General features: G+C 54.9%; 28 protein-coding genes. 15 read left to right on the top strand and 13 right to left on the bottom strand.

The window, feature by feature from the left end:
* The first annotated feature begins 27 nt into the window (after positions 1 to 27).
* Positions 28 to 747 (top strand): TIGR00297 family protein, encoded by a 720-nt coding sequence (locus tag DXY29_RS04130; protein ID WP_170952111.1) that lies wholly within the window; start codon positions 28 to 30, stop codon positions 745 to 747.
* On the opposite strand, the gene DXY29_RS04125 is transcribed toward DXY29_RS04130, so the two are convergent.
* Entirely contained in the window at positions 748 to 1,473 is a 726-nt protein-coding gene (locus DXY29_RS04125; protein WP_170952110.1) for a sigma-70 family RNA polymerase sigma factor, read from the bottom strand. It abuts the gene before it with no gap.
* Positions 1,474 to 1,502: 29 nt separating this feature from the next.
* On the opposite strand from DXY29_RS04125, the gene DXY29_RS04120 reads away from it, so the two are divergent.
* Positions 1,503 to 1,751: a PCP reductase family protein gene (locus tag DXY29_RS04120; RefSeq protein WP_371411063.1), complete on the top strand. Its 249-nt coding sequence runs from the start codon at positions 1,503 to 1,505 to the stop codon at positions 1,749 to 1,751.
* Between the two features lie 3 nt (positions 1,752 to 1,754).
* Here DXY29_RS04120 and DXY29_RS13345 read toward each other — a convergent pair whose 3' ends face one another.
* Genes DXY29_RS13345 through DXY29_RS04095 form a run of 6 tightly spaced genes read right to left on the bottom strand, consistent with a single transcriptional unit; the run spans position 1,755 to position 6,986 of the window.
* Positions 1,755 to 1,922 carry a hypothetical protein gene (locus tag DXY29_RS13345; protein ID WP_170952109.1) on the bottom strand — a complete coding sequence of 56 codons (168 nt, stop codon included), beginning with the start codon at positions 1,920 to 1,922 and terminating at the stop codon, positions 1,755 to 1,757.
* 54 nt (positions 1,923 to 1,976) lie between these two features.
* On the bottom strand, positions 1,977 to 2,663 hold the full coding sequence (locus DXY29_RS04115; RefSeq protein ID WP_115023202.1) for a GDSL-type esterase/lipase family protein: 687 nt from the start codon (positions 2,661 to 2,663) through the stop codon (positions 1,977 to 1,979).
* Positions 2,660 to 4,186, bottom strand: coding sequence for an ABC transporter permease (locus DXY29_RS04110; RefSeq protein WP_115023200.1), 1,527 nt, complete (start codon positions 4,184 to 4,186; stop codon positions 2,660 to 2,662). The genes DXY29_RS04115 and DXY29_RS04110 overlap by 4 nt, the downstream gene beginning before the upstream one ends.
* Positions 4,165 to 4,869, bottom strand: coding sequence for a phosphonate ABC transporter ATP-binding protein (locus DXY29_RS04105; protein WP_115023198.1), 705 nt, complete (start codon positions 4,867 to 4,869; stop codon positions 4,165 to 4,167). Before DXY29_RS04105 ends, DXY29_RS04110 begins: the two co-directional genes overlap by 22 nt.
* Entirely contained in the window at positions 4,866 to 5,780 is a 915-nt protein-coding gene (locus DXY29_RS04100) for a putative selenate ABC transporter substrate-binding protein (RefSeq protein ID WP_115023196.1), read from the bottom strand. The genes DXY29_RS04105 and DXY29_RS04100 overlap by 4 nt, the downstream gene beginning before the upstream one ends.
* A 27-nt stretch (positions 5,781 to 5,807) precedes the next feature.
* On the bottom strand, positions 5,808 to 6,986 hold the full coding sequence (locus DXY29_RS04095) for a pyridoxal phosphate-dependent aminotransferase (RefSeq protein WP_115023195.1): 1,179 nt from the start codon (positions 6,984 to 6,986) through the stop codon (positions 5,808 to 5,810).
* An 86-nt stretch (positions 6,987 to 7,072) separates the two neighbouring features.
* Between DXY29_RS04095 and DXY29_RS04090 the strand changes: the two genes are divergently transcribed.
* From DXY29_RS04090 to DXY29_RS04075, 4 genes are read left to right on the top strand one after another with little or no spacing between them, the layout of a single operon-like run.
* On the top strand, positions 7,073 to 7,474 hold the full coding sequence (locus DXY29_RS04090) for a VOC family protein (RefSeq protein ID WP_115023193.1): 402 nt from the start codon (positions 7,073 to 7,075) through the stop codon (positions 7,472 to 7,474).
* A complete protein-coding gene (locus DXY29_RS04085) occupies positions 7,471 to 8,058 on the top strand; it encodes a uracil-DNA glycosylase (RefSeq protein ID WP_115023190.1) in 588 nt (195 codons plus the stop codon). The genes DXY29_RS04090 and DXY29_RS04085 overlap by 4 nt, the downstream gene beginning before the upstream one ends.
* Positions 8,055 to 9,251, top strand: a complete 1,197-nt coding sequence (ispG, locus tag DXY29_RS04080) for a (E)-4-hydroxy-3-methylbut-2-enyl-diphosphate synthase (RefSeq protein ID WP_115023187.1) — start codon at positions 8,055 to 8,057, stop codon at positions 9,249 to 9,251. The genes DXY29_RS04085 and ispG overlap by 4 nt, the downstream gene beginning before the upstream one ends.
* A gap of 34 nt (positions 9,252 to 9,285) precedes the next feature.
* The gene (locus DXY29_RS04075) at positions 9,286 to 10,638 is read left to right on the top strand and encodes a S41 family peptidase (protein WP_115024172.1); all 1,353 of its coding nucleotides are present in this window, start codon (positions 9,286 to 9,288) and stop codon (positions 10,636 to 10,638) included.
* 1 nt (position 10,639) lies between these two features.
* Here the strand turns inward: DXY29_RS04075 and DXY29_RS13340 are convergent, their stop codons facing one another.
* Both DXY29_RS13340 and mfd read right to left on the bottom strand, forming a co-directional pair.
* Complete coding sequence (locus DXY29_RS13340; RefSeq protein ID WP_170952108.1) at positions 10,640 to 10,807, bottom strand: hypothetical protein; 168 nt, start codon at positions 10,805 to 10,807, stop codon at positions 10,640 to 10,642.
* A 79-nt stretch (positions 10,808 to 10,886) separates the two neighbouring features.
* On the bottom strand, positions 10,887 to 14,465 hold the full coding sequence (mfd, locus tag DXY29_RS04070; protein ID WP_115024170.1) for a transcription-repair coupling factor: 3,579 nt from the start codon (positions 14,463 to 14,465) through the stop codon (positions 10,887 to 10,889).
* A gap of 402 nt (positions 14,466 to 14,867) precedes the next feature.
* Here mfd and DXY29_RS04065 point away from each other — a divergent pair, with 402 nt between their 5' ends.
* The 3 genes from DXY29_RS04065 (at position 14,868) to DXY29_RS13825 (ending at position 16,284) form a co-directional block, all read left to right on the top strand.
* Entirely contained in the window at positions 14,868 to 15,119 is a 252-nt protein-coding gene (locus DXY29_RS04065) for a hypothetical protein (RefSeq protein ID WP_136987718.1), read from the top strand.
* Positions 15,120 to 15,481: 362 nt separating this feature from the next.
* The gene (locus DXY29_RS13335; protein ID WP_170952107.1) at positions 15,482 to 15,634 is read left to right on the top strand and encodes a hypothetical protein; all 153 of its coding nucleotides are present in this window, start codon (positions 15,482 to 15,484) and stop codon (positions 15,632 to 15,634) included.
* Positions 15,635 to 16,149: 515 nt separating this feature from the next.
* Positions 16,150 to 16,284 (top strand): hypothetical protein, encoded by a 135-nt coding sequence (locus DXY29_RS13825; RefSeq protein WP_256377595.1) that lies wholly within the window; start codon positions 16,150 to 16,152, stop codon positions 16,282 to 16,284.
* A gap of 92 nt (positions 16,285 to 16,376) precedes the next feature.
* Here DXY29_RS13825 and DXY29_RS04055 read toward each other — a convergent pair whose 3' ends face one another.
* Positions 16,377 to 16,901: a hypothetical protein gene (locus tag DXY29_RS04055; protein WP_244279304.1), complete on the bottom strand. Its 525-nt coding sequence runs from the start codon at positions 16,899 to 16,901 to the stop codon at positions 16,377 to 16,379.
* 270 nt (positions 16,902 to 17,171) lie between these two features.
* Between DXY29_RS04055 and DXY29_RS12985 the strand changes: the two genes are divergently transcribed.
* Together DXY29_RS12985 and DXY29_RS04050 are read left to right on the top strand one after the other, a co-directional pair.
* Positions 17,172 to 17,414, top strand: coding sequence for a hypothetical protein (locus DXY29_RS12985; RefSeq protein ID WP_170952106.1), 243 nt, complete (start codon positions 17,172 to 17,174; stop codon positions 17,412 to 17,414).
* Positions 17,415 to 17,686: 272 nt separating this feature from the next.
* A complete protein-coding gene (locus tag DXY29_RS04050; protein ID WP_115023167.1) occupies positions 17,687 to 17,914 on the top strand; it encodes a hypothetical protein in 228 nt (75 codons plus the stop codon).
* An 80-nt stretch (positions 17,915 to 17,994) separates the two neighbouring features.
* Here the strand turns inward: DXY29_RS04050 and DXY29_RS04045 are convergent, their stop codons facing one another.
* Positions 17,995 to 18,183 carry a hypothetical protein gene (locus DXY29_RS04045; protein ID WP_115023165.1) on the bottom strand — a complete coding sequence of 63 codons (189 nt, stop codon included), beginning with the start codon at positions 18,181 to 18,183 and terminating at the stop codon, positions 17,995 to 17,997.
* 112 nt (positions 18,184 to 18,295) lie between these two features.
* On the opposite strand from DXY29_RS04045, the gene DXY29_RS13330 reads away from it, so the two are divergent.
* Positions 18,296 to 18,460 carry a hypothetical protein gene (locus DXY29_RS13330; RefSeq protein WP_170952105.1) on the top strand — a complete coding sequence of 55 codons (165 nt, stop codon included), beginning with the start codon at positions 18,296 to 18,298 and terminating at the stop codon, positions 18,458 to 18,460.
* A 2,629-nt stretch (positions 18,461 to 21,089) separates the two neighbouring features.
* Here DXY29_RS13330 and DXY29_RS04035 read toward each other — a convergent pair.
* Positions 21,090 to 21,830, bottom strand: a complete 741-nt coding sequence (locus tag DXY29_RS04035) for a hypothetical protein (protein ID WP_115023161.1) — start codon at positions 21,828 to 21,830, stop codon at positions 21,090 to 21,092.
* Positions 21,831 to 21,868: 38 nt separating this feature from the next.
* Between DXY29_RS04035 and DXY29_RS04030 the strand changes: the two genes are divergently transcribed.
* Genes DXY29_RS04030 through DXY29_RS04020 form a run of 3 tightly spaced genes read left to right on the top strand, consistent with a single transcriptional unit; the run spans position 21,869 to position 23,588 of the window.
* Complete coding sequence (locus DXY29_RS04030; RefSeq protein WP_115023159.1) at positions 21,869 to 22,606, top strand: DUF475 domain-containing protein; 738 nt, start codon at positions 21,869 to 21,871, stop codon at positions 22,604 to 22,606.
* A complete protein-coding gene (locus tag DXY29_RS13665) occupies positions 22,596 to 22,934 on the top strand; it encodes a DUF6464 family protein (RefSeq protein ID WP_115023158.1) in 339 nt (112 codons plus the stop codon). Before DXY29_RS04030 ends, DXY29_RS13665 begins: the two co-directional genes overlap by 11 nt.
* 3 nt (positions 22,935 to 22,937) lie before the next feature.
* Positions 22,938 to 23,588: a hypothetical protein gene (locus tag DXY29_RS04020; protein ID WP_115023156.1), complete on the top strand. Its 651-nt coding sequence runs from the start codon at positions 22,938 to 22,940 to the stop codon at positions 23,586 to 23,588.
* A 1-nt stretch (position 23,589) separates the two neighbouring features.
* Here the strand turns inward: DXY29_RS04020 and fmt are convergent, their stop codons facing one another.
* On the bottom strand, positions 23,590 to 24,606 hold the full coding sequence (gene fmt / locus DXY29_RS04015) for a methionyl-tRNA formyltransferase (protein WP_115023155.1): 1,017 nt from the start codon (positions 24,604 to 24,606) through the stop codon (positions 23,590 to 23,592).
* Position 24,607: the final 1 nt, after the last annotated feature.

Below are 24,607 nucleotides of genomic sequence, written 5' to 3'. Positions count from 1 at the left end.
ATGCTTAGGGCACTGCAACACGGTGTGATGTCTGGACTCTGGATTCAGGCCCTGGTGGTGAACACGGTCTTGATTGCTTTGGCGCAGCGAACACCCTTGCTCACCCGCAGGGGATGGGTGCACGCGGCAGCGCTAGGCACGATCCTTTGGGGTTGTCTTGGTTGGTCGGGCTGGCTTGCCGTTGTGGCCTATCTCAGCCTGGGAACTCTGGTCACCAAGATCGGTTTTCAGAACAAGCAGATCCGGGGCCTCGCCGAAGCCCGCGGTGGCCAGCGCGGCCCGGAAAATGTCTGGGGTTCGGCAGCGGTTGGGGCGTTCCTGGCGTTGCTCATCGGTGCCGGTGTCGAGCCCCGCGCGCTGCTGATGGTTGGTTTTGCCGCAAGTTTCGCCGCCAAGCTCGCCGATACCTTTGGCAGCGAGATCGGCAAACGCTTCGGTCGCACCACGGTTTTGATCACTAGCCTGCGCCCTGTCCCTCCGGGAACGGAGGGGGCCATCAGCCTCGAGGGAACGCTGGCGAGTGCCGTCGGCAGCATTGTGATGACACTCGTCATGCTGGCGCTTCAGCTGCTTCCCTCTTGGCCCTTGGCTGGGCTGGTGATGGTGGTTGGTCTGCTGGCCACCCTTGCCGAAAGCCTGCTTGGCGCCCTCGTGCAGGATCGCGTGGCCTGGTTGAGCAATGAGCTGGTCAATGCTCTCCAGACCCTGTTGGCCGCTCTCCTGGCCATGCTGCTGATGGCGCTTTGATCAGCTTGTCTGGATGGGGATCAGACCATCGCGCTGGGCCCATTGCCTCAGGAGCTTCAGTCCCACTTTCAGATGAATCCGCAAGGAGGCACGGCTGCAGTTCAAGGCTTCAGCCAGGTCTTTGATGCTCTTGCGTTCGATCAAGTGGGCCTGCACAACGATGCCTGGCGTGCCCTCCAACTGGTGCATCACGCTCTTCAGCCAGTTCAGTTGCTCATCGTCCTCGCAAGGTTGTGTTGGATCCATATGGCTGGCACTCAGGTCGAAGACCTGGCTAGCCCCATGGCTCTGAACGGCGGCGGCCCAACGCTCTGGGTGAACTGAGAGTGCGTCGGCAAGCTGGTGATCGCTGAGGCTCGGTTGCTGGTTCTGTTCGCGATCGAGTTGAATCTTCTTCCCTGCGGCGTACAGATCCCGCAACCTCCAGGGAATTCGGATCGTTCGAGAACGATCGCGGCGGTAATGAAGGATCTGACCTGTGGCTCGAGAAAGGAGATAGCTGCTGGGTCGGATGCCCCGTTGTGGATCAAACAGATCAAGACCTCGAATCAACCCAAACCGCGACTCCTGAATGAGGTCGTCAAATTCCTCAGGCCCGCGTTTCTGTTGGCGACGGGCCGCGCAGTGGGCCAGACCGAGGTGTTCAAGCACCTGTTGATTGCGCCGCGCAATGCAGGGGGGCAGCACGCGGCGGGATTCCTGCCGCAGGTGACGTTGTGAAATCAAGGGATCAGTGCAACTGATCCAACGGTTCAATGCTTCGCTTTCAACCGGTCGCCCCTTTGGTGCCGCAATTCGGCACTTTCGTGCCGGATCATGGGTGCATCGGTTTTGGTCGGATGGACTGGCAACCAGATGCCCTGGCAGCCCTTAAAAAAGATGTTCCTTTCTTCGTACGTCCTGCTGTCCGCAAACGCGTTGAGGCGATGGCGAATTCAGAAGGACGCTCTGACATTGATCTGAGCTTCTACCAGTCCGCAAAGCAGGCGATGGCGCCAAGCTGAGTTTCAGGTCGGGTCCAGATCGCAACGTCGAAGCTCTGGCTGGGTGAGCCTGTCAATAATCCGTGCCATATCAACGGCAGTCAGTTCACCGTTGTCGTCCCACTTGAGTGTGGTTTTGCGCTGGGCAGGGTGATTGCCGGAAGCGCGTTCTGCAGAGCGGTCAGGTCCCAAGTCTGATCACCAATGTCAGGAGGCTCACACATTAGTCGTTCTCGTGGGGGTCGTTTACATGCTGATAGGTGTTGATGTGTTAAGCGGAGCGAGTCCGGCCCATTGGCGTAACGGCGCCCACTGATCCAGGCGCTGGTCCAGCCAGCGGTGTCCTTCGGCGTTGAGATGAATCCCATCGGGTTCCATCCAGGTCAACCAGTCGGGCTCCTCCTGCATCTCCTGATGCACGGGCAGGAAGGGAACATCCGCCTCGCGACATTGTTCCGCCAGGGCTGCTTCTGTCGCTGCGATCTGCCGATTGCTGTACCAGAGGCAGCCGGCAAAAGGCATGACGTGCTCATCCACTGCGGTGAGGCCCAGAACAAAGACCTGAATCTCCCGCCCCATTTCACCGAGGAGCTGGCTGATGCCGAAGGCATAGGCATCCACCTCTAGCTGCGGTCTGCCGTCGATCCGACCAACTCTGGCTGTGTCATTGAGCCCAACACTGAGCAGTAACCCGCCAGGTGTCTGTCGGCGCAGTTCACCGCGACAGGACCACTCGCTCCGCCAACGGGACGCGACGCGTTCCAAGCCGTCTCCGCGTACGCCCAGTGGATAGACGACTGGAGCAGCAGGCAGATTCATCCAGCGCATGCGAAGCCTCTGACACCAGCCGCCCTCCTCTCGGTCCCCCCATCCATGCACCCCACTGTCCCCCAACACGATCAACTGACGGGGGGCTTCGTTTGAACTGCTCATAACGCCATGGCTCGGCTGTTCCAGCTCCCCTGAAGACGTTCGCCCAGGCTCTCACCCAGCAGCGTGAGCACAGCAGATGTCAGCACGATCCAAAACACCAACCACCAGTGAAAGGAACTGAGGGCTTCCATCAGTTGCCAGCCAAGGCCGGCTCCCCCGACGAGTCCGATGATTGCGGTGTCGCGCAGGATCACATCGATTCGGTAAATCGCATAAGTGAGGTAAGGGCGGCTGACATCAGCCAGCGGTCCATAAAGCCAGCTAACCCGTGGGGAAGCGCCGCAGGACTTCAGCGTCTGGGCGGAACGCAACCCTGTGTTTCGAATGTCGTCCATCAGCACCCGTCCCATCACACCGCTGTGGTGAAGCCCAAGGGCCAGCCCTGCAAGGGCCAGACTCGGTTTGGCCAACATCAGCAACAGCAGTGCTGTGAGCGGGGCCGGGAGTAGTCGCAACGCTCCCCACAGCAACTCCTGGATCCGGAGGCTGGTCTTACCAGGCCAAACCAGAAGCAGCAGAGGAGGCAAGCCCGTGGCAATGCAACCGGCGATCAGAGTGATCCATAACGTTGATGCAATCACCGCTGGCCAAGAGATCTCAAGGGCAGCACTCAGGCCTTGCGACCCATCCATCACGTTGGCGAAGAGCACAGACCACTGGCCGACAGGCCATGACAGCTGCAGATCCAGGTGTGTGCCCCAGGCGATGGCGATCAAAGGGCTCAGCACTGGAATGATCAGCATCCGCGACCAGCCACGCAGCATTCGAAGGCAACGATCGAGAATCACCATGGCGATGGCCAGCAACCACAGGCCACTCCACATCTCCTGAAACTGGAGCGAGCGCAGGCTGAGACTGAGGTCCGTACCCAAGCCACCGAGGCCGAACACGCCAAGAATGAGTGCTGAGCGAAGCGCGCAGTCGAGGCGGTGGCCAACGTGGTTGCAAAGCGGCTGCGCCAGGGGAGGAACAAGCCCCGTGAGGATGACGGCCCATGGTGCGGCGCCGCTGCCCTTGAGCACGGGGAGGGCAGGGGAGACATGACAGTCCACCTGATCAGCAATCACACGCGCCATCAGCACCGTGTAAGGAATGGCGATAGCGCAGACAGCAACCCAGCCATTCAGCCCGAACACCTGGAGCAACAACAGCCCCCAAATCAGTTCATGAACAGCTCGCAGGGGGGCCAGGCAGCGACGAAGAAGCACTGCTGGCCAGCTCACACCCGTCACAATCTCCGAAACGGTGATGGAGCAGAGGAGACCGAGTCCCACGCCGAGAACACTGCTGATTCCCCACGACAGCAACGCGATGACCAGGGTGATTTGAAGACCGTTCAGCAAGCTTCCCAACACAACGGGATCGAGTGACGGATGCACCGCTGCAGCCGCGAACTCCTGCAGAAGAGGCAGCCCTCCGCCATGACCGTCCCTGAACAGCACAGCCACGATGCCAAGCAGGCTCAGGCCAGGTAGCAGTGGGATCAGCGGCAGCGCCGGTTTCAGGGTGATGCGTACAGCCATTCCATCTGATCACGATGAATCGTCTCCGGGGCCGCATCGATCACCAAGGCACCATGACGAAGCCCCAAAACCCGATCAAATCGATGAATTAGATCGGGGCGATGCAGGCTGATCAGGCACGCCGGTAAAAGCAGAAGAGTGTTGAGGACATCGTCCGCAAGGGTGGGATCGAGAGCCGAAAGGGGCTCGTCAGCCAAGACCATTTCAGGCAGCTGACGCAGCAAGCGGGCCAGGGCTACCCGTTGGCGCTGACCTCCCGAAAGCTCTCGAACGGGCTGATTTAAGAGTGAGGCATCCAGATTGACCTGGTTCATCACCTCAAGACAGCAATCCTGTTCGAGGGGACCCATCAAGTTTCGAAGAGCCCAGAGCAGACCATGGCGTCCGAGGGCTCCACTGTTGATGTTCTGGATGACACTCAGTTCCTCCACCAGGCGAAGGTCCTGCCAGAGCGTGCCGATGCGCCGCTGTTGCCGCCGCGACAGGTGTTGATGGGGTTGCCCACACCAGTGCACCGATCCAGCATCGGGTCTCAAGGCCCCGTTGCAGAGCTTCAAGAGAGTGGTTTTGCCGGCGCCACTGGCACCGAGCAAAACCACCCGCTCATCCGCGCGTAGCGTCAATGTGATCGGTTGGAGCCGTTGACCCAAGCAGGCCTGGGTCAGCTCCAGCAGAGCCGTCAACGGATCTTGCCGAGCTGCCGACCCACAGTTTCGATCATCACGTAGTCGCCGTCCTCAGCAGGGATAAAGCGTTCCGCTCCGAACAACTCCAGAATCGCGGCACCTTTTTCTGTGTCTGCCGATAGCTCCAACAACGTGGATTGCAGGTTGTCGGTGAAGCCATCGCCAAAGCGAGCATCAAGATCGGGGCGCACCACCCAGTGGTAATCCACGTAGGGCGGTGTCCTCCAGATCACCTTCACCTTGTCGGGGTCAACACGACCGTCCTTCACATTGCTGCGCCAGACCTGCTCATTCAAGGCACCCACCTCATAGGCACCGCTTTGCACCACGGCGATGGTTGCGTCGTGGCTACCGCTAAAGCCGGGACCTCCACCCTCGAGATCGTCAGGTTTTACGCCGTTTTCCCCCATGAAGTACTGGGGCATCAGGCGGCCTGAGGTGGAACTCTCTGAACCGAAAGCCAGGCGGCGTCCTTTCAGCTCAACCAATTGGTCTGCACTGGTAAATGGGCGTAAACCACTTGCGCCATTGGCGATGAACACGCTGGTGAATTCGGCATCAATATCCCGTTGTGCCAGCACGCGGGCGCCAGGCGTCTGAAGTCTTGCTTGCACGCCGGTGAGTCCGCCGAACCACACCAGATCAAGGCTGCCGGTGCGGAAGGCGCTGACCGCCGCTGCGTAATTACTGACCGGTGCATAACGAACGGGAACCTCCAGCTTTTCGCTGAGTTCCTCTGAGAGCGCGCCGTAGAGGCGATTCAGTTTCTCCGGGTTCTGGTCTGGGATGGCTCCGATCTGCAAGACGGCCTGTTTGGCGTCTTTTTCAGGAGCAGCACAGCTGGCCGCGATGGCCAGGCCAGTGATCAGGCCGGTGGCGATCACGGCCCGCTGTTCTCGTACAGACATACAGAGGTCGTAGAGGATCAGAGTGGATCAGATGGCACTGAGCAGTCGCTTCAGACGCTTCAGACCATCGTTGATCGTCTCATCCGAAACGGCACACGACAGACGGATGCAACGGTCGTCGCCGAAGGCGAGGCCTGGGACGACAGCCAGGCCTTCCTGTTCGAGGGCTTGGCGACAGAACTCCATGGAATCCGGTGCCCCGTCGGGCAGGCGCGGGAAGGCATAAAAGGCACCCTGCGGAGGAGTCAACGTGATGCCATCCAGCGCCAGAAGTCCTTCTGTGAGCAACGTGCGCCGATGGTTGTAACTGATCGCCATCTCTCGAACGCAGTCCCTGGATCCCTCAATCGCAGCTAAGGCACCCCGTTGGGCAAAGCTGCACACATTGCTGGTGCTCTGGCTCTGAAGTGCTGAGGCGGCCTTGATGACGGCTGCATCACCGGCGAGGTATCCCAGGCGCCAGCCCGTCATGGCCCAGCCTTTGGCAAAACCATTCACGGTGAAACACCGATCGCGGATCTCCTCGGCAATCGCAGCAAAGCTGCAGTGCTGTTGGCCGTCAGCCAGGAGATATTCATAGATCTCATCGCTCATCACCATCAGCTGGGGGTGACGGGCCACAAGTTCGGCGAGAGCCTCGAGCTCGGCCCGTGGCATGACCTGACCGCTGGGGTTTCCGGGTGAATTGATCACCAGAAGACGGCTGCGGGTGGTGATTTGCTGCTCCAGCAAGTCGAGATCCAGGTGGAATCCCTCATCAGCTTTCGTGGGGATGATGGTTGTGCTGGCACCAGCCAGGGCAGCCATCTCCGGGTAGCTCAGCCAGTAAGGAGCAGAGAGCAGCACCTCATCGCCGGGATTGAGCAGAACCTGGAACAGGTTGTAGATCGCCTGCTTCCCGCCGTTGGTAATCAGAACCTGCTCAGGTTGGGTTGGAATCTCGTTTTCAACAGTCAGTTTGTGTGCGAGCGCGGCACGTAGATCGGGATCGCCGGATGCGGGGCCGTACCGGGTGAAGCCTGATGCGAGTGCCCGCTGTGCTGCTTCAACAATGAACAAGGGTGTGTTGAAGTCCGGTTCTCCTGCACTAAGGCTGCAGATGTCTTTGCCGCTGTCGCGGAGCGCTTTGGCCTTGGCACTGATCTCCAGCGTCAAGGACGGTTTCAGGGCCACGGCCCGATCGGAAAGTTCTGGCGGGCGTGGCATCAGTAACGCACCTCCCCGCGGCGCGTTTAAAACGACATCATCCTGCCTCAAATGGTGTCGCAGACAACCTTGATGTCACCGCACAAATGAACGCGATGCAGATCAGTTGGGTTCTGGCCGCTGATGACACCGGCAACCTTGGCCGCTTTTACAGCGACTTGTTCCAGGCCAGGTTGATTCCTGGGATGGCAGACCACCACTGCGTCGTTGAGTTTGGCAATGGAACTCGGCTTGAGATCTACAGGCCCTCGCGCAAGCGCTCTTTTCCCACGCGTGGGCGTGCGTTGGCTCCTTGTTTACGTTTGGATCCATCGCTAGATCCGCTGCCTGAGCTTCAAAGTCTTCTCAGCACGGCCCTTGAGCGTGGTGGATCACTTCTGGAGGAAGCGCGGGTCGAAGCCTTTGGTGCCGAGGCCTGGATCAAGGATCCTGAGGGCAATCCACTGTTGCTGTTGGCTCCCTTGGCCTCTGCTGATTCGATGTCATGACCGGTTCAAGCCTGGAGAATTGCCACCTCTGCACGGCCTGTGAACTGGCCAGCACGCGCCAGACAGTCGTCATCAGTCGCGGCAATCCAAACGCTGATCTGATGCTGATTGGTGAAGCCCCAGGAGCTCAGGAAGATGACCAGGGCATCCCTTTTGTAGGTCGCTCCGGTCGTGCGCTTGATCAATTGCTACGGGAGGCGGACCTTGACCCCTCCCGTGATTTGTACATCTGCAATGCCATCAAGTGCAGACCGCCGAATAACCGGCGACCGAAGAAAGCAGAGCTGGCCGCCTGCCGTCCGTGGCTGAATCTTCAACTTGAGGCCATGAACCCCAAAGTGATTGTGCTCACCGGAGCAACCGCTGTGGAAGCAATCCTCGGGATCAAAGGAGGCATGACCCAGTTACGCGGCCAGTGGCAGAGCTGGAATGGACGGGCTGTGATGCCGATTTTTCACCCTTCGTATCTTCTGCGGAATCCCTCCAAAGCGGCAGGTGCTCCCCTAGATCTGACCCGACAGGATCTCGCCGCGATTCGTCATCGCCTGTGCGAGCCTTGGACTGCTTCCAACTCAGCTCCATGACTGCCCTGGATCGGCGTTACGACACCAAGATCCACCGCCGTGTAACCCGCACCGTGATGGTGGGGGATGTGCCTGTGGGAAGTGAGCACCCGATCGTGGTGCAGTCGATGATCAATGAGGACACTCTCGATATTGAGGGGTCGGTTGCCGGGATCTTGCGACTTGTGGAGGCCGGCTGCGAAATCGTTCGGGTGACCACACCTTCCATTGGTCATGCCAAAGCCATGGCCAAGATCCGGGCTTCGCTGAGGGCGCAGGGTTGCACGGTTCCCCTTGTGGCCGATGTTCACCACAACGGCATCAAGATCGCCCTGGAAGTCGCCAAGCATGTCGACAAGGTTCGAATCAATCCAGGTCTTTTTGTTTTCGATAAACCCGATCCAGACCGGCAGGAGTTCACCAAGGAAGAGTTCGAGGCCATTGGTGCACGCATCCGCGAGACCTTTGAACCCCTAGTCACCCTGCTGCGGGATCAGAACAAAGCCCTGAGAATTGGGGTCAATCACGGCTCGCTTGCCGAGCGGATGCTCTTCACCTTCGGGGACACCCCTGAGGGAATGGTCGAATCAGCGATGGAATTCGTTCGGATCTGCCATGAGCTTGATTTCCACAACATCGTGATTTCGATGAAGGCCTCGCGAGCTCCAGTGATGCTTGCGGCCTATCGGCTGATGGCAGACACCATGGACAAGGAAGGCTTCAATTACCCATTGCATCTGGGGGTAACGGAAGCCGGAGATGGAGATTACGGAAGGATCAAGAGCACGGCGGGGATCGCCACTTTGTTGGCGGATGGTCTCGGCGACACCTTGCGGGTCTCGCTCACGGAAGCACCAGAAAAGGAAATTCCTGTCTGTTACTCGATCCTCCAGTCCCTGGGACTGCGCAAAACCATGGTCGAGTACGTGGCCTGCCCCAGTTGTGGTCGCACCTTGTTCAATCTGGAGGAGGTGTTGCACAAAGTGCGGGATGCGACCCAGCATCTGCAAGGTCTTGATATCGCCGTGATGGGATGCATCGTCAACGGCCCTGGAGAAATGGCTGATGCGGACTATGGCTATGTCGGTAAAGGGCCCGGAACCATTGCTCTTTATCGCGGTCGCGAAGAAATCGGCAAGGTTCCGGAAGCTGATGGCGTTGAGGCTCTGATCCAGTTGATCAAAGAGGACGGTCGCTGGGTTGAGCCCGCCTGATCTCGTTAGGCTAGAGAGTAAGCATGGAGACGAAATGACTCGAGGTCGCTTTTTGGAGTCATTTCTTCGTTCAACACCCCTTCTGCTTTTGCTCGGAGTTGGTGGCATCACTACGGCTGTTACGTTCAGCAAACCGGGCTTTTCGCTTCCTTACTCATACCAACTTGACTCGATCACTGACAGTCCCAAAGAGGTAATTGATCAGGTCTGGCAAATAGTTTATCGCGATTACCTCGACTCTTCAGGTGATTTCAACGAGAACAGCTGGAGAAAATTACGTGCTGATTTGCTGAGTAAATCCTACCTGGGAACCACGGAGTCTTATGAGGCTATCCGAGGAATGCTCTCAAGCCTTGATGATCCATACACCCGTTTTATGGATCCAAAAGAATTTAAAGAGATGCAGATTGACACATCCGGAGAACTATTAGGTGTTGGGATTCAGCTCAGTCTCGACAAAGAAACCGAGGAACTCGTTGTTGTCTCGCCGATTGAAGGCACACCTGCTTCTCGGGCCGGTGTTCAATCCAAGGACGTGATTGTCACAATCGATGGGGTGTCTACGGAAGGGATGTCGACTGGAGATGCCGTAAAACTAATTCGCGGACCTGAGGGAACGAGCGTCGTGCTGGGTCTTCGTCGAGATGGTGATGTTATTGATTTTTCACTTGAACGTGCACGCATTGAGATTAATGCAGTGGAAAGCTCGATGAACACTTCTCCCAAAGGTTACAAGGTTGGTTATATTCGTCTCAAGCAGTTCAATGCTAAGGCGTCTCGCGAAATGAGCACTGCGATTAAAGAATTAGAGAATTCTGACGCTGATGGTTATGTTCTTGATCTGCGCAGTAATCCTGGTGGACTTCTCGAAGCTAGTGTGGAAATAACACGTCAGTGGCTCAATGAAGGAATTATTGTAAGCACCAAAACTCGTGAAGGCATTCGCGATGTCAGGCGTGCCACAGGTAGCGCCTTAACAGATAAACCTCTTGTGATTTTAATTGACCAGGGTTCAGCGAGTGCGAGTGAAATTGTTTCAGGCGCACTTCAAGATAATGGTCGCGCCATATTGGTTGGTGCCAAAACATACGGAAAAGGCGTAGTTCAAGCAGTTCGCGGACTTGCTGACGGCTCGGGCATGACTGTAACGGTTGCTAAATATCTAACTCCGAATGGAACGGATATTCACAAGTTTGGGATCAAACCTGATATTGAAGCCCTCGTCAAGAAAAAGGAAATCAATAACTTCAAAATTGAGGACCTGGGTACAGAAAAAGATTCACAATACGTACAAGCCATCACTGCGTTGACTGAACGAATCTCTCTCTCAGAAGTTGGCACAACATACCAACCAGGCAAAGCCAATCTGAGTTACGCCTTGCCGTAAATCAGGAGATTGGCTGCATTAAGCCACCACCGCCACCACCGTTGGAGTCGTCATCGTCGGACGCTCCAGGTTGAAACAGTGCATAGACACCGAGTGCAGTGGCACAGAAAACGCCGCTGATCAGTTGCAGAGAGACGCCACCGGCACCGATTTCGACGAATTCACCCATGTCCAACGGTTTTCGATGCAGCCATTGTAACGAAGAATTGCGTGGTTGGTAACGTTTTTCTCAGAATTGACTTCAGGCCTCAGACCTCAACCACTTCCGCATTCTTGGCACTCAGCTCCTCTTGCCGCTGCGCCTCGGTTTTGCCATCGGCATCGGGAATCTGGGCCGCCATCAATCGAAGCCACTCCATCAGCTGTTCGAGTTGCTTCTCCATGGGCAGCACGCCGAGACCACGGGCCATCACTTTGTGTTGGATGCCACTGCCGGCCTGATAAACCAAACGGCCATGCAGGTGCTGGGGTAAGCCCTGGCGTAGCAAGCGGAATGCCGGTTCTTCCATGGGGGTCTCGAACACCACGTTGGGTTTTTCCGGTTTGATCCTGGAGAAGCCGCAGCGCTTCGCCAGAAGTTTGAGTTCCATCAACTGGAGAAGAGAAACAACTGCAGCAGGCAGTGCCCCGTAGCGATCGGCCCAACCCGCGGCAAGTTCCACGAGAGCTTCGGCCGTTAGGCAATCAGCAGCAGCTCGGTAGGCAGCGATTTTCTCGTCGGGGTCGGTGATCCAGTCGGCAGGTACGAAGGCGGTCACTGGAAGATCCACCTGGGTGTCATCAACACTGGGAATGTCCTGCCCCTGAATTTCGGCCAGCGATTCCTGCAGCATTTCCATGTAGAGATCAAAGCCGATGGTTTCCATCTGGCCGCTTTGCTGCACACCGAGCAGATTGCCCACCCCACGGATCTCCATATCCCTCATGGCGAGCTGATAGCCACTGCCCAGCTGGGCAAACTCCTGGATGGCGCGCAGTCGTTGACGGGCGTTATCGCTCAGCGAGGCGTTTCCGGGATAAAACAGCCAAGCGTGGGCCTGAATTCCACTGCGACCAACGCGGCCCCGCAGTTGATACAGCTGGGCCAAGCCAAAACGGTGTGCGTCTTCTATCAGGATTGTGTTGACGCGAGGGATATCCAGGCCACTTTCAACAATGGTGGTGCAAAGCATCACATCGGCTTCGCCGGCATTGAAAGCCACCATGGCGCTTTCCAGCTCGCCCTCGGCCATCTGGCCATGGGCCACCAGCAGTTTCAGGCCCGGCAGCATGTCTCTTAGGCCAGCGGCCACCTCTTCGATTCCTTCCACACGGGGAACCACGTAAAACACCTGTCCCCCCCGATCCAATTCCTGGCGGATGGCGCTTCGTACGGCTTCAGGATCGAGTGAGGCCAAGTGCGTTTTGATCGGGCGACGCAATGGTGGTGGCGTCGTGATCAGGCTCATCTCCCGAACCCCCGAAAGACTCATGTACAGCGTTCTGGGGATTGGCGTTGCCGACAACGTGAGAACGTCCACGTCCTTCCGCAACACTTTGATTTTTTCCTTCTGGTTGACCCCGAAACGCTGTTCTTCGTCCACCACAAGTAGGCCTAGTTGTTGGAAGGCGGCTCCTTTGCTCAACAACTGATGCGTTCCCACCACCGCATCGATGGTTCCTTGCTTGAGTCCGTCCAGAATGTTTTTTCGCTCCGATGCTGTGCGGAAGCGATTCAACAGCGCCACCTTGATCGGATAGGGCGCAAAGCGTTCCGACAACGTCCGCCAATGCTGTTGGGCTAACACCGTTGTCGGTGCCAGCATTGCCACCTGCTTCCCGGCGGTGATTGCCTTGAAGATTGCGCGGATAGCGACTTCCGTCTTGCCGAAGCCAACATCACCACACACAAGCCGGTCCATCGGCTCCTCTTTCTCCATATCCCGTTTCACGTCGGATGTGGCTTTCAGCTGATCTGGCGTTGGTTCGTAGGGAAATGAGTCCTCCATCTCCACTTGCCAGGGGCCATCTGTTGGGAACGCAAAACCAGCTGCTTGCTGTCGTTCCGCGTACAGCTTCACCAGGTCAAGGGCAACCTTGCGAACCGCCTTCTTCGCCCGTTCCTTGGCTTTGTTCCAGGCACTGCCACCCATGCGGTTGAGCTGAGGCGGCGTTTCACTTGTGGCGCGATATCGACCAAGGCTCCCTAGTTGATCGGCTGCGACGCGGAGAATTCCGTCGGCGTACTGAACCACGAGGTAGTCGCGAATGTCACCGGACATCGCAAGTTTTTCCAGGGCTTTGAACCGTCCAATTCCATGGTTCCGGTGCACCACAAAGTCACCGGGTCGCATCTTGTTGGGGTCGACGGTGCGGCTGGCCGCCTTGCGTCGACGACGGACGTACCCACTCGAACTCAGACTTTGCTGTCCGAAGAATTCACGGTCTGTCACCAGTGCAATCCGCCAAGCCGGCAGTTGCAGCCCCTCCAGTTCTGCAGTCCCCCTCACTTTCAAAGCAACGGGTGTGTTCTGCTCAATCAGTCGCGAGATGGCGTTGGTATCTCCCGCGTTTGGAACAAACCGACTGATGCAGTCGTGCTCTTCCAGCAAGGCAACAGCTCGACTTGGCTGAGCGGAGATCAACCAAACAGCTGTGCGTTCGGTCTGAAATCCCTTGATCAGTTCTCCGAGCTTCCCGAATTGGTTGGGATAGGCCGGGACAGGTCGGCTGGCCAGATCGAAGCTGTTGGCGTGCTGGTCGACCTCCAGCAGTTCTGCCATGTCGAAGCCATGGAAGACCTCGGTCAACCCATAGGCGGCGTTGATGTTGCGATGCAGAACTGCAGGCCAGATCTGTTCACACTCGAATTGATCCAGACCTGCCTCAGCAGCCATTTCAAGGTGATGCTCTTCAACGTGGGCAAGCCACTGCTGGCCGTGGGCTACTCCATGGCGACGTTCATCAATGACGATTGTTGTGGTGTCGGGGATGTAGTCGAGCAGGGAGGCTGGTTGCTCCCAGGCCAGGCCCATCAGCCGACGCATGCCTTCCGGCGTGCCACCGTCGAGAAGTTGTTCTGTGGCTTGATTCCCGAGGAGTCGCTCCAATCCATCAGGCATCAACGTGCGCAGCTGATCGGCCACAAGTGGTCCGAACCCCGTTGGAGTTAGTCGAAGAGCATCGACTGCATCAAGTGACCGTTGGCTTGCTGGGTCGAATTCACGCAGCTTGTCGAGTTCTTCTCCGAAAAACTCAAGCCGAACAGGCAGCTCACTGCTCACCGGGAAGATATCGACAATGTCGCCCCGACGGCTCCAGCTTCCTTCCTGCTCGATTGTTGTGACTCTCTCGTAGCCGAGCTGGGCCAACGTTTCGCCCAGCTCTTCCAGATCGACTTCATCACCCTTACGAAGCGTGCGAGTCGTGCTCTTCAACGCATCTGGAGGTGGGAGATGCGGCTGGAGACAACGTTCCGTTGCCACGATGGCCCATGACGATGCATCGGGATCACCCAACAGATCACTGAGAACCTGGAGTTGTCCCCAGATGATTTCGCTTGTGGGATCAAAGGGTTCGTAGGGAGAACCTTCGCTGGTGGGATACAGACTTGCCTGGTTCCAGCCCATCAACTCCAGCAGTGCCGTCCAACGCCCTGCTTCCTCCAGCGTCGGGACCACCACCAGTAGAGGCGTGCCTCGACGTTGGGCGAGTGCACTGGAGACCAGTGCACGGCTGCAACGGCCTGCTCCGCGCATCAACAGACGATCGGCGCGGCTGGAGCGCTCATCGAGCTCACCGGTGAGTGCAGTTTCCCGCAACTTGGTCACCAGAGAACGGAGCGGCATGGAGGAGATTTCGGCAATCACCGATTTTCGCAATCCACAGGTGTCAAGTGAGGTTCGAGCTGAAAGCCAACCAGCTGTCACTACAACAACCCAGGAAGCGAACCGTTGGGTGCATTCCCGTTCACCTCGTCGGGTCTCTAGACGAGAGCCTCTTGTCAGCACTACTAATTATTTGCAATGAGTGCAGGCTTAGAAGCCCAGCGGCGAGATCAGTCTTCTAGCGGTTTGAGGCTTGAAATTAAAAAGCCAATATCACCCTGAAGCTCTTGTTTTCTTATTAATGGGAACTCTTCAATAATCTCAAAAGATGCTTGGAGTGCGTCTAATGATCCCCGTAAAAGCAACGAAAGCTACATGCAGCGGCCTGTTCGAATCTAGTTTTTAACCGGTATGCCTACAACAATGACCAAGCACACTGACCGCATCACTCGCGTCACGAGTGCTCACCCTCAGATTGACATCAATACAGTTCGAAAGCTTTTGGTTTCAAAGTACTTATTAGCAGCCAAAGACATTGATATCAATGACGAGGATCTAAATCCAATCATGGAAGAGTTTACTGAGATGTTGATTAAATCGGACGACCAACAGATTGAAGCACTCGCTGGTTGGACGTGGGACCTTGAGCCAGGAAGCAGTTTTCGCGCCATGTAGTTGATCTTTAAGGTCAGTCGTACTGGTCAGCCGATGAGGGATGTCTGTCGAGCACGGCGCTCCTGTTAAAAGCTGTACTGCTCCGTTCCTTCATGTCTGATCAGGTCACTTTGTGATCTATGCAGAAGAACGGAGTGGTAAGGGTGGGGACTAGCGGACGGGGCAACTTCGTTTTGGGAGGATGGCGCAGGTGACCTGAAGGTGCATTCTCTCTTTCAGGTGCTGTCGTCGCTACCGGCATCATTCCATGGATCGATGCCGATGAGGTGACGGATCTGATCTGGTCAATGGGTGGGTGGCCTGAAACAGTCACGGTTGAGAAGAAGTTTTGTCAGGCTGAATTGGCCCATTAGCTCCTGTTCATGGCGACTGACCTCACAGCCGTCCTGCTCTCGTCAGTATTCCTTGGGGTTGGCTTTGTTATCGCCAAGTACTTCCCCGAAGCGTCCCTGCTGGCAGGCGTGTTCCTGGTAGGGCTAGCAGTTCTCAATGTCGCCTTGGCTATTGCGTCTTGATCGGTCCGACGGATGACACTCAATCACCACCAATGGCGCAGGCTTAGGCACAAGAGCACAGATCATCCATGGCCGATCAGAATTAATTGATTGACTACATCGTCGCCATCTAGCTGAATACCAACCCAGTCGGCACTCACTAGTTTCACAAGTTAGTGATTTTGCTGCAACTACAAAATTTATGGCAAGTACTCCCTATTCAATCAATAAGATGCGATCAGCTACGTTCCACCGGTCGATGCCGCGCTATCGCTGCCCGTCTTGCTGTTGTGGTCCAGCGCTTGTGCTGCACCCTCCGAAGGGGGTTATTCCGTTTTGTTCCAGCTGCGCGACTCCCTTACAGCGTCAACCACTGGTACGTCCGATCCCTTTGTTTGTGCTGCTGACTGTGGGAGCAGTACTCGTCGCGTCATCCATACCCATCATGTTCAATCCCCAACCACCTCCGAGATCCAAATCAGAGAAGCTGGCCTAGCGCCTGGTTTTCGGTTCAATAGGGAAGTAATGGTGCATTCATGACCCTCGGCCGTTTTCTGATTTTTTTTGTGATCGGGCTTGTGTTCGCGATCACGATTCCCCAGCTGAGCTGGCTCTATTGGGTTCTTGGAGCTTCTGCACTATTGGTTGTATTGCAACTGATCCGCTCCTGACTTGCAGGAGCCCTCTGGTCGTCTGAGAAACCGCGAGGCTGCGTTGGACGAAGCTTCGGAGCTCTGGCTTGAGTCCAGAGGTTCGCTACATCTCAAGACAACCAGCAAGCGTCGACTGAGAAGGTCAGAACGTCGTGGGCATCACGATCATCAGCCTTTGTGATCGCAATGCAGGCCAATTGGCCATCGTCAAAGCACGATTTCGACTTGAGCACAAATTTTGCGGCGTCACTGTGGGACCAAACCGCTAAGCCCTGTTGTTGTGCTTCATCGTTGTAAATGTCCCAAAGTTCGGAGAACCGTTCTGCTTCAGAACCATGCATAAACTCATCAAGAGCTTCATCCGCACCAACCTCACGCAACCGCTCAAGGAATGAGCGCATCAATGGATCGTCGATGACGTTGCTTGTGGCTATCGCACCAGTAACGCCTCGAACAGATGTTCGGACGATTCGATGCGGGTTGGTACGGGCGTCGATGATGACGACAGGGCATTGAAGATCCCAAGCACTTCGATTCCTGAGTTCGCGCCCTGCTTCGGACATATCGTCCCGAAGCACACTGATCAACTGCCGGACAAGACGGTCGTGGTCTTCCATGTTTAATTTTAACGCCAACTACTCCCTCAAACATGACTAAGGTAACGATTGAAAACATTGAGATCTTGAATGGAGACTTAGGGCCGAATATGATTTGGCAAACTACTTCCAAAAGTGACTGCTGATACAGCTCTTAGCACTGATCACAACGAAAGGATTTTGATCAGCTTCATTGCAACCTTGCAATAGCCTGCCATCACTGATTATCAGTTCCTTCGATTGTATTCAAATATGCATGCTTTAGTTGAATTCAGACGCCCCTTCTTGAATGTTATTGTTTTATCACTGATGTTGTTCAGTGATCAATCACTGGTCCATGCTGGACCCTGCCAAAGTTATGAAGCGGCTTACAATCTAGAGGCAAAACTGCGTGAAGGCTTTTCGTTAGAGCAAGCAAAAGAAAGTGTTGTCGAGCAGGATTACTCAGATGGGTCTGCTGCATGTTTTTCGAAAATCAAACAAGAAATTAAACAAATGCCTTACGCTTTCCCCCTCGTTCATCGTGCTCTGTATAAGACAACTCGTCGATAATGTCACCTAGACTTAGGCGTCAATCTTCATGTCCTGAATCGGATTCAATCAGTCAACAAAAGTTGGTTAAAACAGCCCTGATCACCAGCCACAAAACTTTAAGGCATATGTGCTCTTATGCTTCGGTCTTGAGTAGAGACAAAGGAATGAACTAACCACTTTAAATATTTTCTGCTCATGAGTTGCTTGCGAGGTGCTGAACAGGATTTGTTTTAGTCAAAGCATGAGGTATAATAAGACCACACGTTGCAAAGACCATCACAGAGTCGACAGTGACAAAAGCGATTGACCAGAAATCCAAGCACCTCGAGAAGGCTGCCCATTTCTATCTTCGGGCTAAAGAGTTGATCGAAGTGAATGAAGACTGGCAGTCTTGCGGTTCTATGATTCTCAAGGCTCTTGCTGAAGAAAGGAAGTCTGAAAATACTGGTCTTCAGGTTATGAACGTTATTAAGTATCAAAAACCCAAGACAAAGCTTGAGTTTAGTTATCGCAGTTGACATCTGCTTTCCAGCAGCTTTGTTATGAGGAGTTTCCTTAGTAACTACACCCTAAAGACACTGCTTGTGATAGAACTTCTTTAGTGCCAGATCTGATCACTGAAGCTGGCTTCTGCCAGAGCACGAAAAACTTCTTGCTTTTTTTCCAAAAGGAACTGTTGTTCTGCAGGTTCACCGCCACGCCAGTACGTTAGTGCATCACATGTGGTTTTGTATTCCAAACGCAATGCGGTGAGGTCATAGGAGAAGTGTGCAATCGCATGATCCATAGGACTCAAGCTTTTTCATATGTTACAGAGGGAGTCAAATACTTGACGTATCAACTGATGCCGTCGTATTGGGGCGCTTTGATGTAAGTTTTGGCTTGGTTGGTGATCCGCCTTGACGCTTCCGCTTCACCAGCAATTTGAAAAGCAGAAATTTGCTGCGGCAATTGAATCAGCTTCCGATCATGATGAGATCAAAGGAGTCGCTGCCATGCTGCTGAATCTTTATTATCAGCAGCTCTCCGCAACGATCGCGATTGCTGAAGGAAAATTGGGCTGAGATTGCATGGAGCGACAGGTTTTTCCTGTCTACAGTCGTTGTCCTGACATGTAATATTGATTCAAGTAATGCTATTCAACATGCAAGCTTTGCATGTTTTTATTGAGTCTCTCTTGTGGATCAGAAATACCTCTTGAGTTCATCAAAGATAAGCTTCATATTTATGGTATGAATTCAAGCTCTGTGTCTGGGGCCACAGACAGGGGCCATCTCCCCCTTCAGGAACGAAGCAGGGGAAATGGCCGGAATGCGCAGAGTTTTAGACGATTCACTCTGCCGCAATCGGCATGGACGCCGTATCTGTCCCTGCCGCAAACCTGTTTTAAGTCAGTGAATTGGAACATTCCTGAGTCCAATTGCTTATTTTTATTTGTCGAAGCCTTGGTATTTGATTGATCCAAGAGCGTACTCGTCCAGAAGCATGTCGTTTTACATAAATCTCAGTAAAGGGCTGACTTAGTGACGGCTCGATCATTTGTTTCGTTGAATCGCCGAGGCTCTATTGAGGCAAGCAATGGCTTGCTCGCGCGCTTCAGCGCTACTACAAAGCGTTGCAGCGCAGCGGGTTGCCGATAGCAGAGCTAGGCCTTCAACCTGTTGGCAGTTGGTTTGGCGTTGATTAGCTGTGAAAACGCAATAAAAAACCCAGGCTTTGAGCGTTGGCCTGGGTCTGGGGTGGTTGGAACCTCTTAGTTTTAAAACGGCTCTACATGTATTTCGTGAGCGATGGCTGAGAGTTCAGCTTTCGAATTCGATGCGGTGTCGGCCGAGAATCAGTGAATGTTGTGTGGCCGACGGTGATGCATCACCGGAGCGATTCGGCCACGTAAGTAGCTTGATTGCCCAGGGAGTGTCTTGCGATACACCACCAAATTTCTTAAGGAAGAACGGACTTGACCCCGGCCGAAGCCGAGGCCAAATCGCTGCTCTCGTCGGGCATCGCTCTGCCCGGCTTTCGGGTCCACCTAGCGACCCGACGACTCGATGATGGGCCGAAAAGTGCGTGGGTGTAGTGCCGCAGTGAGCACTTTCCCGAGATCCACAAAATGTCGGCTTGTTCCGAGATTTCTGATAGGCCTAGTTGGTATAGGCGTGCCAATGCTGCCGCTTCTTCACCACGTCAACTTGATCTCTCCTCCGTGCGGCCCCTGGAAGGAGACGCTCCCTGACTTGTTCCGAGGTTCGTAGTAGGGGCCCCATTCGACGGGTCTGCGGCCTGTCCGCCAGGTCCCATTCCTTACGCAGCGACCATTCCCTGCGAAGTGATAACCAATGGCACACACGTAGTGATCATGCTTGTGCTTGTGGTGTTGCTTGCAATAGCCAGCGCCAAGAGCTGGTCCTGTCTGAATCCAATGCCCCCCCGCACCGCAATTTTGAGCAGCATGGGCAGGCTCAGCTCCGATCGAAACAGCTTGAACTGCTGCCAAGGCGGCTACGAATGCTGAACGTCGTCCAAGCATGAGGCTGGAATTAATTGTTCCCACCCTGCTCAGGTCTAACTCTCTTGTCAGTGACCAAACCATGCCTGTTCCAGCTTCTAGCTGAGTGAACACCTGTGCGATGCCAGCAGACCAACGCTTGACCCGTCGATCGCACCGTTCGTGATGAAGCTCATCGCCCCAGTCCCTTTCGATCAGTGCAGATAGGCATGGCGTTCACTCCGCAGATAACGACTCTCACAACGGATGACGGAGGACGTCATCGACGTTGTTGGAGTAGAGCGTCAAGGTCCACGCTGCGTGTTGGGTAGCGGTCATTACCGTCTGCTTCACGTCGGCGACACAGGGACGAGTCCATCGTTGTTCATAAGCGTGCTTCTGTGTGAACTCGGAGGCTGAAGAGTCAATTGTTTCGATGAGCTGAGCGTCGGTTTTCCCAGCAGCCTGTCGTTTCCTGTAAGTGGCTGGCGCTAACACATTCTTATAAATAAGTGCATCTATTGCGTCGCTATGTGTTATTCGTATGCTTTGAGTAAAGCCTGTGACTTGCAGGCTTTTTTCTGCTTCTCAAGCAGAGTGCAATATCACATGTCTATGCGTGCGCAGAAATTGGGGAGTTTCATCAAAGCGGCTTAGGAGAATTTAATCTTTGATTAAAACGTTGTTTGAACTTTGATTTCATTCATTAGCCAACCTGTTCATGCGGATTACGCATACTGCTCGTCAATGTTCTCTAAAAATGACTCTTGCCAGTCATTATTTGATGGTCAGGAGCACGTTGTCCTGAAAGCCGGGTAGAGCGAGGCCCGACGAGAAGTGTTGAACCGTCTAATTTCCCGTGTGGATTGGGCGGTTACTTCTTTTGAGTTCATCGGTTGCCTAGACCGCTTCGCTGCTGCCAGTGCGTACGAACTAATAGCTTCGTGGCGTCGGTCGATAATTTCGTTGTCAGGTTTCATTGTCCAGAGTAAAAATTAGTATCCGTTTCCTGTCTGTCAAAGCAGGAATGATGGAGATCCGCGCCGATCTTTTAACCCACAGCGTTCCAAGCAGTTAGGGCTAAGCCGGGTGATCCACATCAACAGCGTGGAGTCCATAGCAACGTTCTACCCATGCCCAACACCGGTGGAGCAGAAGACCCTCAAAAGTCAGTCATAGCTTGCAGTAGAAGGCTGACAACTCGGTAATTACGATGACTTGAGTGTCTGCTCCTCCAAGAGCATGTTGAATTGAAGCAGCTGTTCATCACTGAGCTGTTGTCGACTTGTCGAGCCGAGATGTTGTTGAAGAAATGCACGGGCCTGATCTGAGTTCCAGCCAAGCTGCTTCAACATCGAATCTCCCTGGTTCAGCAAGTCTCCACGGCGGATTGGCGCCGGGGCGGTGGAGGCATCATCGTTAGCTTGAATCAACTTGAGCTGTCGCAAATAGGCCACCAAATCGGCGTAGCGCGTGAGTTTGTGGCGGCTGCCAAGGCCAAATGCTCGCGTGAGGTACGCCTGCTCTTGCTCTCGCGTCCAACCGATGCGTCTGATTTCGAGGTCGATGGCGGTGAGCTCGTCGCTCCAATCGTCAGGATCCGTCGGTGTTTCCGAAGGTGGATCTTGGGTGTTGGAAATCTGTGGAGTGGCAGAGGGGGCAGGAGCAACAGGCTCGGGCGCCTCAATCTTTCGAGGCCGCTCTACCGCGACATGCTCTGCTGCCTTTGAGCTTTCGTTGTCTTGGGGACTGACAGCAACCTGTTCCAGCCGTTGTGGAGGACTGATCTGAAGCCTGGTGTTGAGACGTTGTAACGCCCTTTCCTCAGCTTCTTCTGCAGTGGCTGCTTCGCCAAGTGCGCTGCCTAAAACAGCCCCGTCAGTCGATGCCTCAACCCTCACGATGCATCGCAGGGTATCGACGTGACACAGCTCGGCCCGGATCTGCATCGCAATGGAACAGCGCTTGCACTTTCTAGGCTGCCGCCATGGACATCACTTCGCTCCCCTCGCTTTCGGATTTCTTTGAAGGTGCCGACCAATGGGGAGAGATTTTTGCTCTACTCCCCGTGCTGGTGCTCCTGGAGCTGATCCTTTCGGCTGACAATGCCGTCGCTCTTGCTGCCATTGCCCGTAGTAGTCGTCAGCCAGAGCAAGAGCGACTGGCGCTCAACCTTGGTATTGGCATGGCTCTGGTGTTGCGAATCGCCCTGATCGTTGTCGCCCAATGGGTTTTGCAAAATACTTGGGTTCAGCTCTTCGCCGCTGCCTATCTCGTTTGGCTTGTGGTGGATCACTTCAAAAGCCGGTCGGACGATTTGGCCTCTGCTTTGGATGCCGATGGATCTGATCGCAGTGAACGTCCCTTTCTCAAGACCGTTCTGCTTCTGGCCTTCACTGATCTTGCCTTCTCCATCGACAGTGTCGCCGCAGCGGTGGCAATCAGTGATCAAATCCTGCTGATCAGTGCAGGAGCCTTTATCGGGATCGTGGCTTTGCGCTTCACGTCCGCCCTATTCATTCGCTGGCTTGACCTGTACCCACGCCTTGAAACAGCTGGTTTCCTTGCCGTTGCTTTCGTTGCCTTTAGGTTGATCGTTCACGTCATCGTTCCAGACTTGAATCAACCCGACTGGTTAACGCTTCTGGTTGTATTGGTTTTGTTTGCTTGGGGAATGTCAATTCGAACCAGTGATCTCGATCAAGACGAAAGCCATGCTTGTTGAGCTTCGCCACGTCAGTGGTGATTATTTAATCAACCGCGTTGATCTTGCAGACCCACCACACCCTGGACGATGGCTCGTCGTCAAGGATGAATCATTCCTAGTGATGCAACGTCGCCACCGCTACGCCCTACGCAACGGGCGCTATGTCATGGCGTCAGTAGCCTTAATGGTCAAACCTCAGTCTCGGCCTGCTGATGCAACGCCCTGGCGACACGGCTGGGTCATCGGCGACCCAAACTGTCGTTTCAATGCCCGCAGCCCTTTGTTGCGCTGTGCTGTGTGGCCCGAGGGACCCTGTGAAAGCTGCAGTCATCATGAACTTCGTTGACCAATGAACGCTGAATGGCTCACTGGGCGTCTCTGCGCTGGCCATGGTGTCGCTTCCGGAACAAGCAACGAATCTCCTTATCCGGATGGAACGATTCGAATGCAAACTCCTGTATTCATGGCATTGGGTCTCGACCTAACTAACTGTTATTTTGGCACGTTGAATGTTGACTTTTCACCCCTAGAAGTTTCACTTTCGAATCCAGATCACCTGTTCGAGAAAGTTCGGTGGACAGAGATCCATCCTCCTGAAACGTTCTCGTTCTGGAGTGTGCAAATCAAGGCACGAGAAGCTGAGGTTGTCGGGGGATGGATTTATTATCCCCATCCCGAAACAAAACAACGCCACTGGCAACCTCCAACAACATTGGAGCTGATCGCACCTCGATTGACTGGCGTGAACGAAGGCTGCACAATTCATCTTCAAGATGAACGCAGACGTATCAAACTCGTGAACACGATTCGGCTTCGTGCACGGTTGCTTGAATTTCTCAAATTTAGAGTTCTCGCGTCTCAGCAAACATTCTTTGAGGCCGACAGCCTTTTGAAACGGCAGCAATGGCTCTCCAGCATGTTCCCCGAAGCCCTTCAACTTTCCGAACAGGATCTCGACCAGGTCTGGACTCAAGCGCGTTCGTTGTACACGGAATCCTGAATCAATCCACGTCGAAGCGATCTCCTCTGGTGGCCTTGAGTTGCTGTAACAGAACTGGAGCGGTGCTGCGTGCCTTACCTTCCAGCTGAGCTTCGCGAATCAAAAGAGGACAGCCGGAACTGCTGACCACCAGGCCCTGATCCTCAAGCACCGCCAGGATTGTCCCTGGTGCATGTCCACCGGTGGGCCATTGGCCTACAAGTTGGCGGCTGTTTGTGCTGAGTTGATCCTTCAACCGTTCGATCAACGGTTCACAGCGCAACACCTTCAGCCGTTTGCCTTGCCAATGGGTGAAGGCTCCGGGATAAAGCCCCATCACTTTGCGGTGAATGCTTAGAGCAGGGGCTGACCAATCCAACCTGAAATCCTGCTTCTCCAGCATGCGTGCATAGCTCGACTCCTCTGCCTGAGCACGCACCTTCAGCCTTGCCAATCTCTCTTGCTCTCGTCCTGGACCTGCCGCTTCAATCAATGGCATGGCCTGCACCATCAACTCTGCAGTGAGGGAACTCAGCCGTTCAGCCAGGTCGATGGAGGTATCCAGCAGCTGGATCGGAATCCTCTGCTCGAGCAGTACAGGTCCGGTGTCGAGCCCTTCTTTCATGGCCATGATCCCCACACCTGTTTCCTCGTCACCCTCAAGCAGGGCCCATTGAATTGGACCAGCACCCCGCCAGCGGGGCAGAAGTGATCCGTGACCGTTCCAGCAACCCAGGGGAGGTTGCTCCAAAACATCCTTGGGGAGAATTTGTCCGAAGGCGACCACCACTGAGGCATCGGCTCCGAGAGCAGCAAGTTCCTCCTTGCAATCTTCATCCCGTCGGATCCGTACCGGTGTAAACACCGGAAGTGACAGCTGTTCAGCCCTCGCTTTCACCGGTGAAGGAACCAGTTGCTTCCCTCGACCACGCCGCCGATCCGGCTGTGTCACGACTCCCACAATCGTGTGCCCAGCCTTATGCAAGGCATCAAGGGTGGGCACCGCATAGGCCGGTGTTCCCCAGAACAGAATCCTCAAC

Origin of the sequence: Synechococcus sp. UW69 (assembly GCF_900474185.1) — a bacterium.
Lineage (GTDB): Bacteria > Cyanobacteriota > Cyanobacteriia > PCC-6307 > Cyanobiaceae > Parasynechococcus.
Note: the sequence above shows the minus strand (reverse complement) of the source record. Positions and strands in the feature narration are given on the sequence as shown.

Excerpts from the sequence above, each read along its gene's own strand:
- DXY29_RS04130 (WP_170952111.1), top strand. The coding sequence starts at position 28 with ATGTCTGGACTCTGGATTCAGGCCCTGGTGGTGAACACGGTCTTGATT.
- mfd (WP_115024170.1), bottom strand. The coding sequence starts at position 14,465 with ATGCCGCTCCGTTCTCTGGTGACCAAGTTGCGGGAAACTGCACTCACC.
- DXY29_RS04035 (WP_115023161.1), bottom strand. The coding sequence starts at position 21,830 with ATGCAGATCCGGGCCGAGCTGTGTCACGTCGATACCCTGCGATGCATC.
- DXY29_RS04110 (WP_115023200.1), bottom strand. The coding sequence starts at position 4,186 with ATGGCTGTACGCATCACCCTGAAACCGGCGCTGCCGCTGATCCCACTG.
- DXY29_RS04100 (WP_115023196.1), bottom strand. The coding sequence starts at position 5,780 with ATGTCTGTACGAGAACAGCGGGCCGTGATCGCCACCGGCCTGATCACT.
- DXY29_RS13825 (WP_256377595.1), top strand. The coding sequence starts at position 16,150 with ATGACCCTCGGCCGTTTTCTGATTTTTTTTGTGATCGGGCTTGTGTTC.
- DXY29_RS04030 (WP_115023159.1), top strand. The coding sequence starts at position 21,869 with ATGGACATCACTTCGCTCCCCTCGCTTTCGGATTTCTTTGAAGGTGCC.
- DXY29_RS13665 (WP_115023158.1), top strand. The coding sequence starts at position 22,596 with ATGCTTGTTGAGCTTCGCCACGTCAGTGGTGATTATTTAATCAACCGC.
- DXY29_RS04020 (WP_115023156.1), top strand. The coding sequence starts at position 22,938 with ATGAACGCTGAATGGCTCACTGGGCGTCTCTGCGCTGGCCATGGTGTC.
- DXY29_RS04085 (WP_115023190.1), top strand. The coding sequence starts at position 7,471 with ATGACCGGTTCAAGCCTGGAGAATTGCCACCTCTGCACGGCCTGTGAA.
- DXY29_RS04115 (WP_115023202.1), bottom strand. The coding sequence starts at position 2,663 with ATGAGCAGTTCAAACGAAGCCCCCCGTCAGTTGATCGTGTTGGGGGAC.
- DXY29_RS04075 (WP_115024172.1), top strand. The coding sequence starts at position 9,286 with ATGACTCGAGGTCGCTTTTTGGAGTCATTTCTTCGTTCAACACCCCTT.
- DXY29_RS04095 (WP_115023195.1), bottom strand. The coding sequence starts at position 6,986 with ATGCCACGCCCGCCAGAACTTTCCGATCGGGCCGTGGCCCTGAAACCG.
- DXY29_RS04120 (WP_371411063.1), top strand. The coding sequence starts at position 1,503 with ATGCTTCGCTTTCAACCGGTCGCCCCTTTGGTGCCGCAATTCGGCACT.
- DXY29_RS13340 (WP_170952108.1), bottom strand. The coding sequence starts at position 10,807 with ATGGGTGAATTCGTCGAAATCGGTGCCGGTGGCGTCTCTCTGCAACTG.
- DXY29_RS13335 (WP_170952107.1), top strand. The coding sequence starts at position 15,482 with ATGGCGACTGACCTCACAGCCGTCCTGCTCTCGTCAGTATTCCTTGGG.
- DXY29_RS12985 (WP_170952106.1), top strand. The coding sequence starts at position 17,172 with ATGTTGTTCAGTGATCAATCACTGGTCCATGCTGGACCCTGCCAAAGT.
- DXY29_RS04045 (WP_115023165.1), bottom strand. The coding sequence starts at position 18,183 with ATGGATCATGCGATTGCACACTTCTCCTATGACCTCACCGCATTGCGT.
- ispG (WP_115023187.1), top strand. The coding sequence starts at position 8,055 with ATGACTGCCCTGGATCGGCGTTACGACACCAAGATCCACCGCCGTGTA.
- DXY29_RS04065 (WP_136987718.1), top strand. The coding sequence starts at position 14,868 with ATGACCAAGCACACTGACCGCATCACTCGCGTCACGAGTGCTCACCCT.
- DXY29_RS04090 (WP_115023193.1), top strand. The coding sequence starts at position 7,073 with ATGAACGCGATGCAGATCAGTTGGGTTCTGGCCGCTGATGACACCGGC.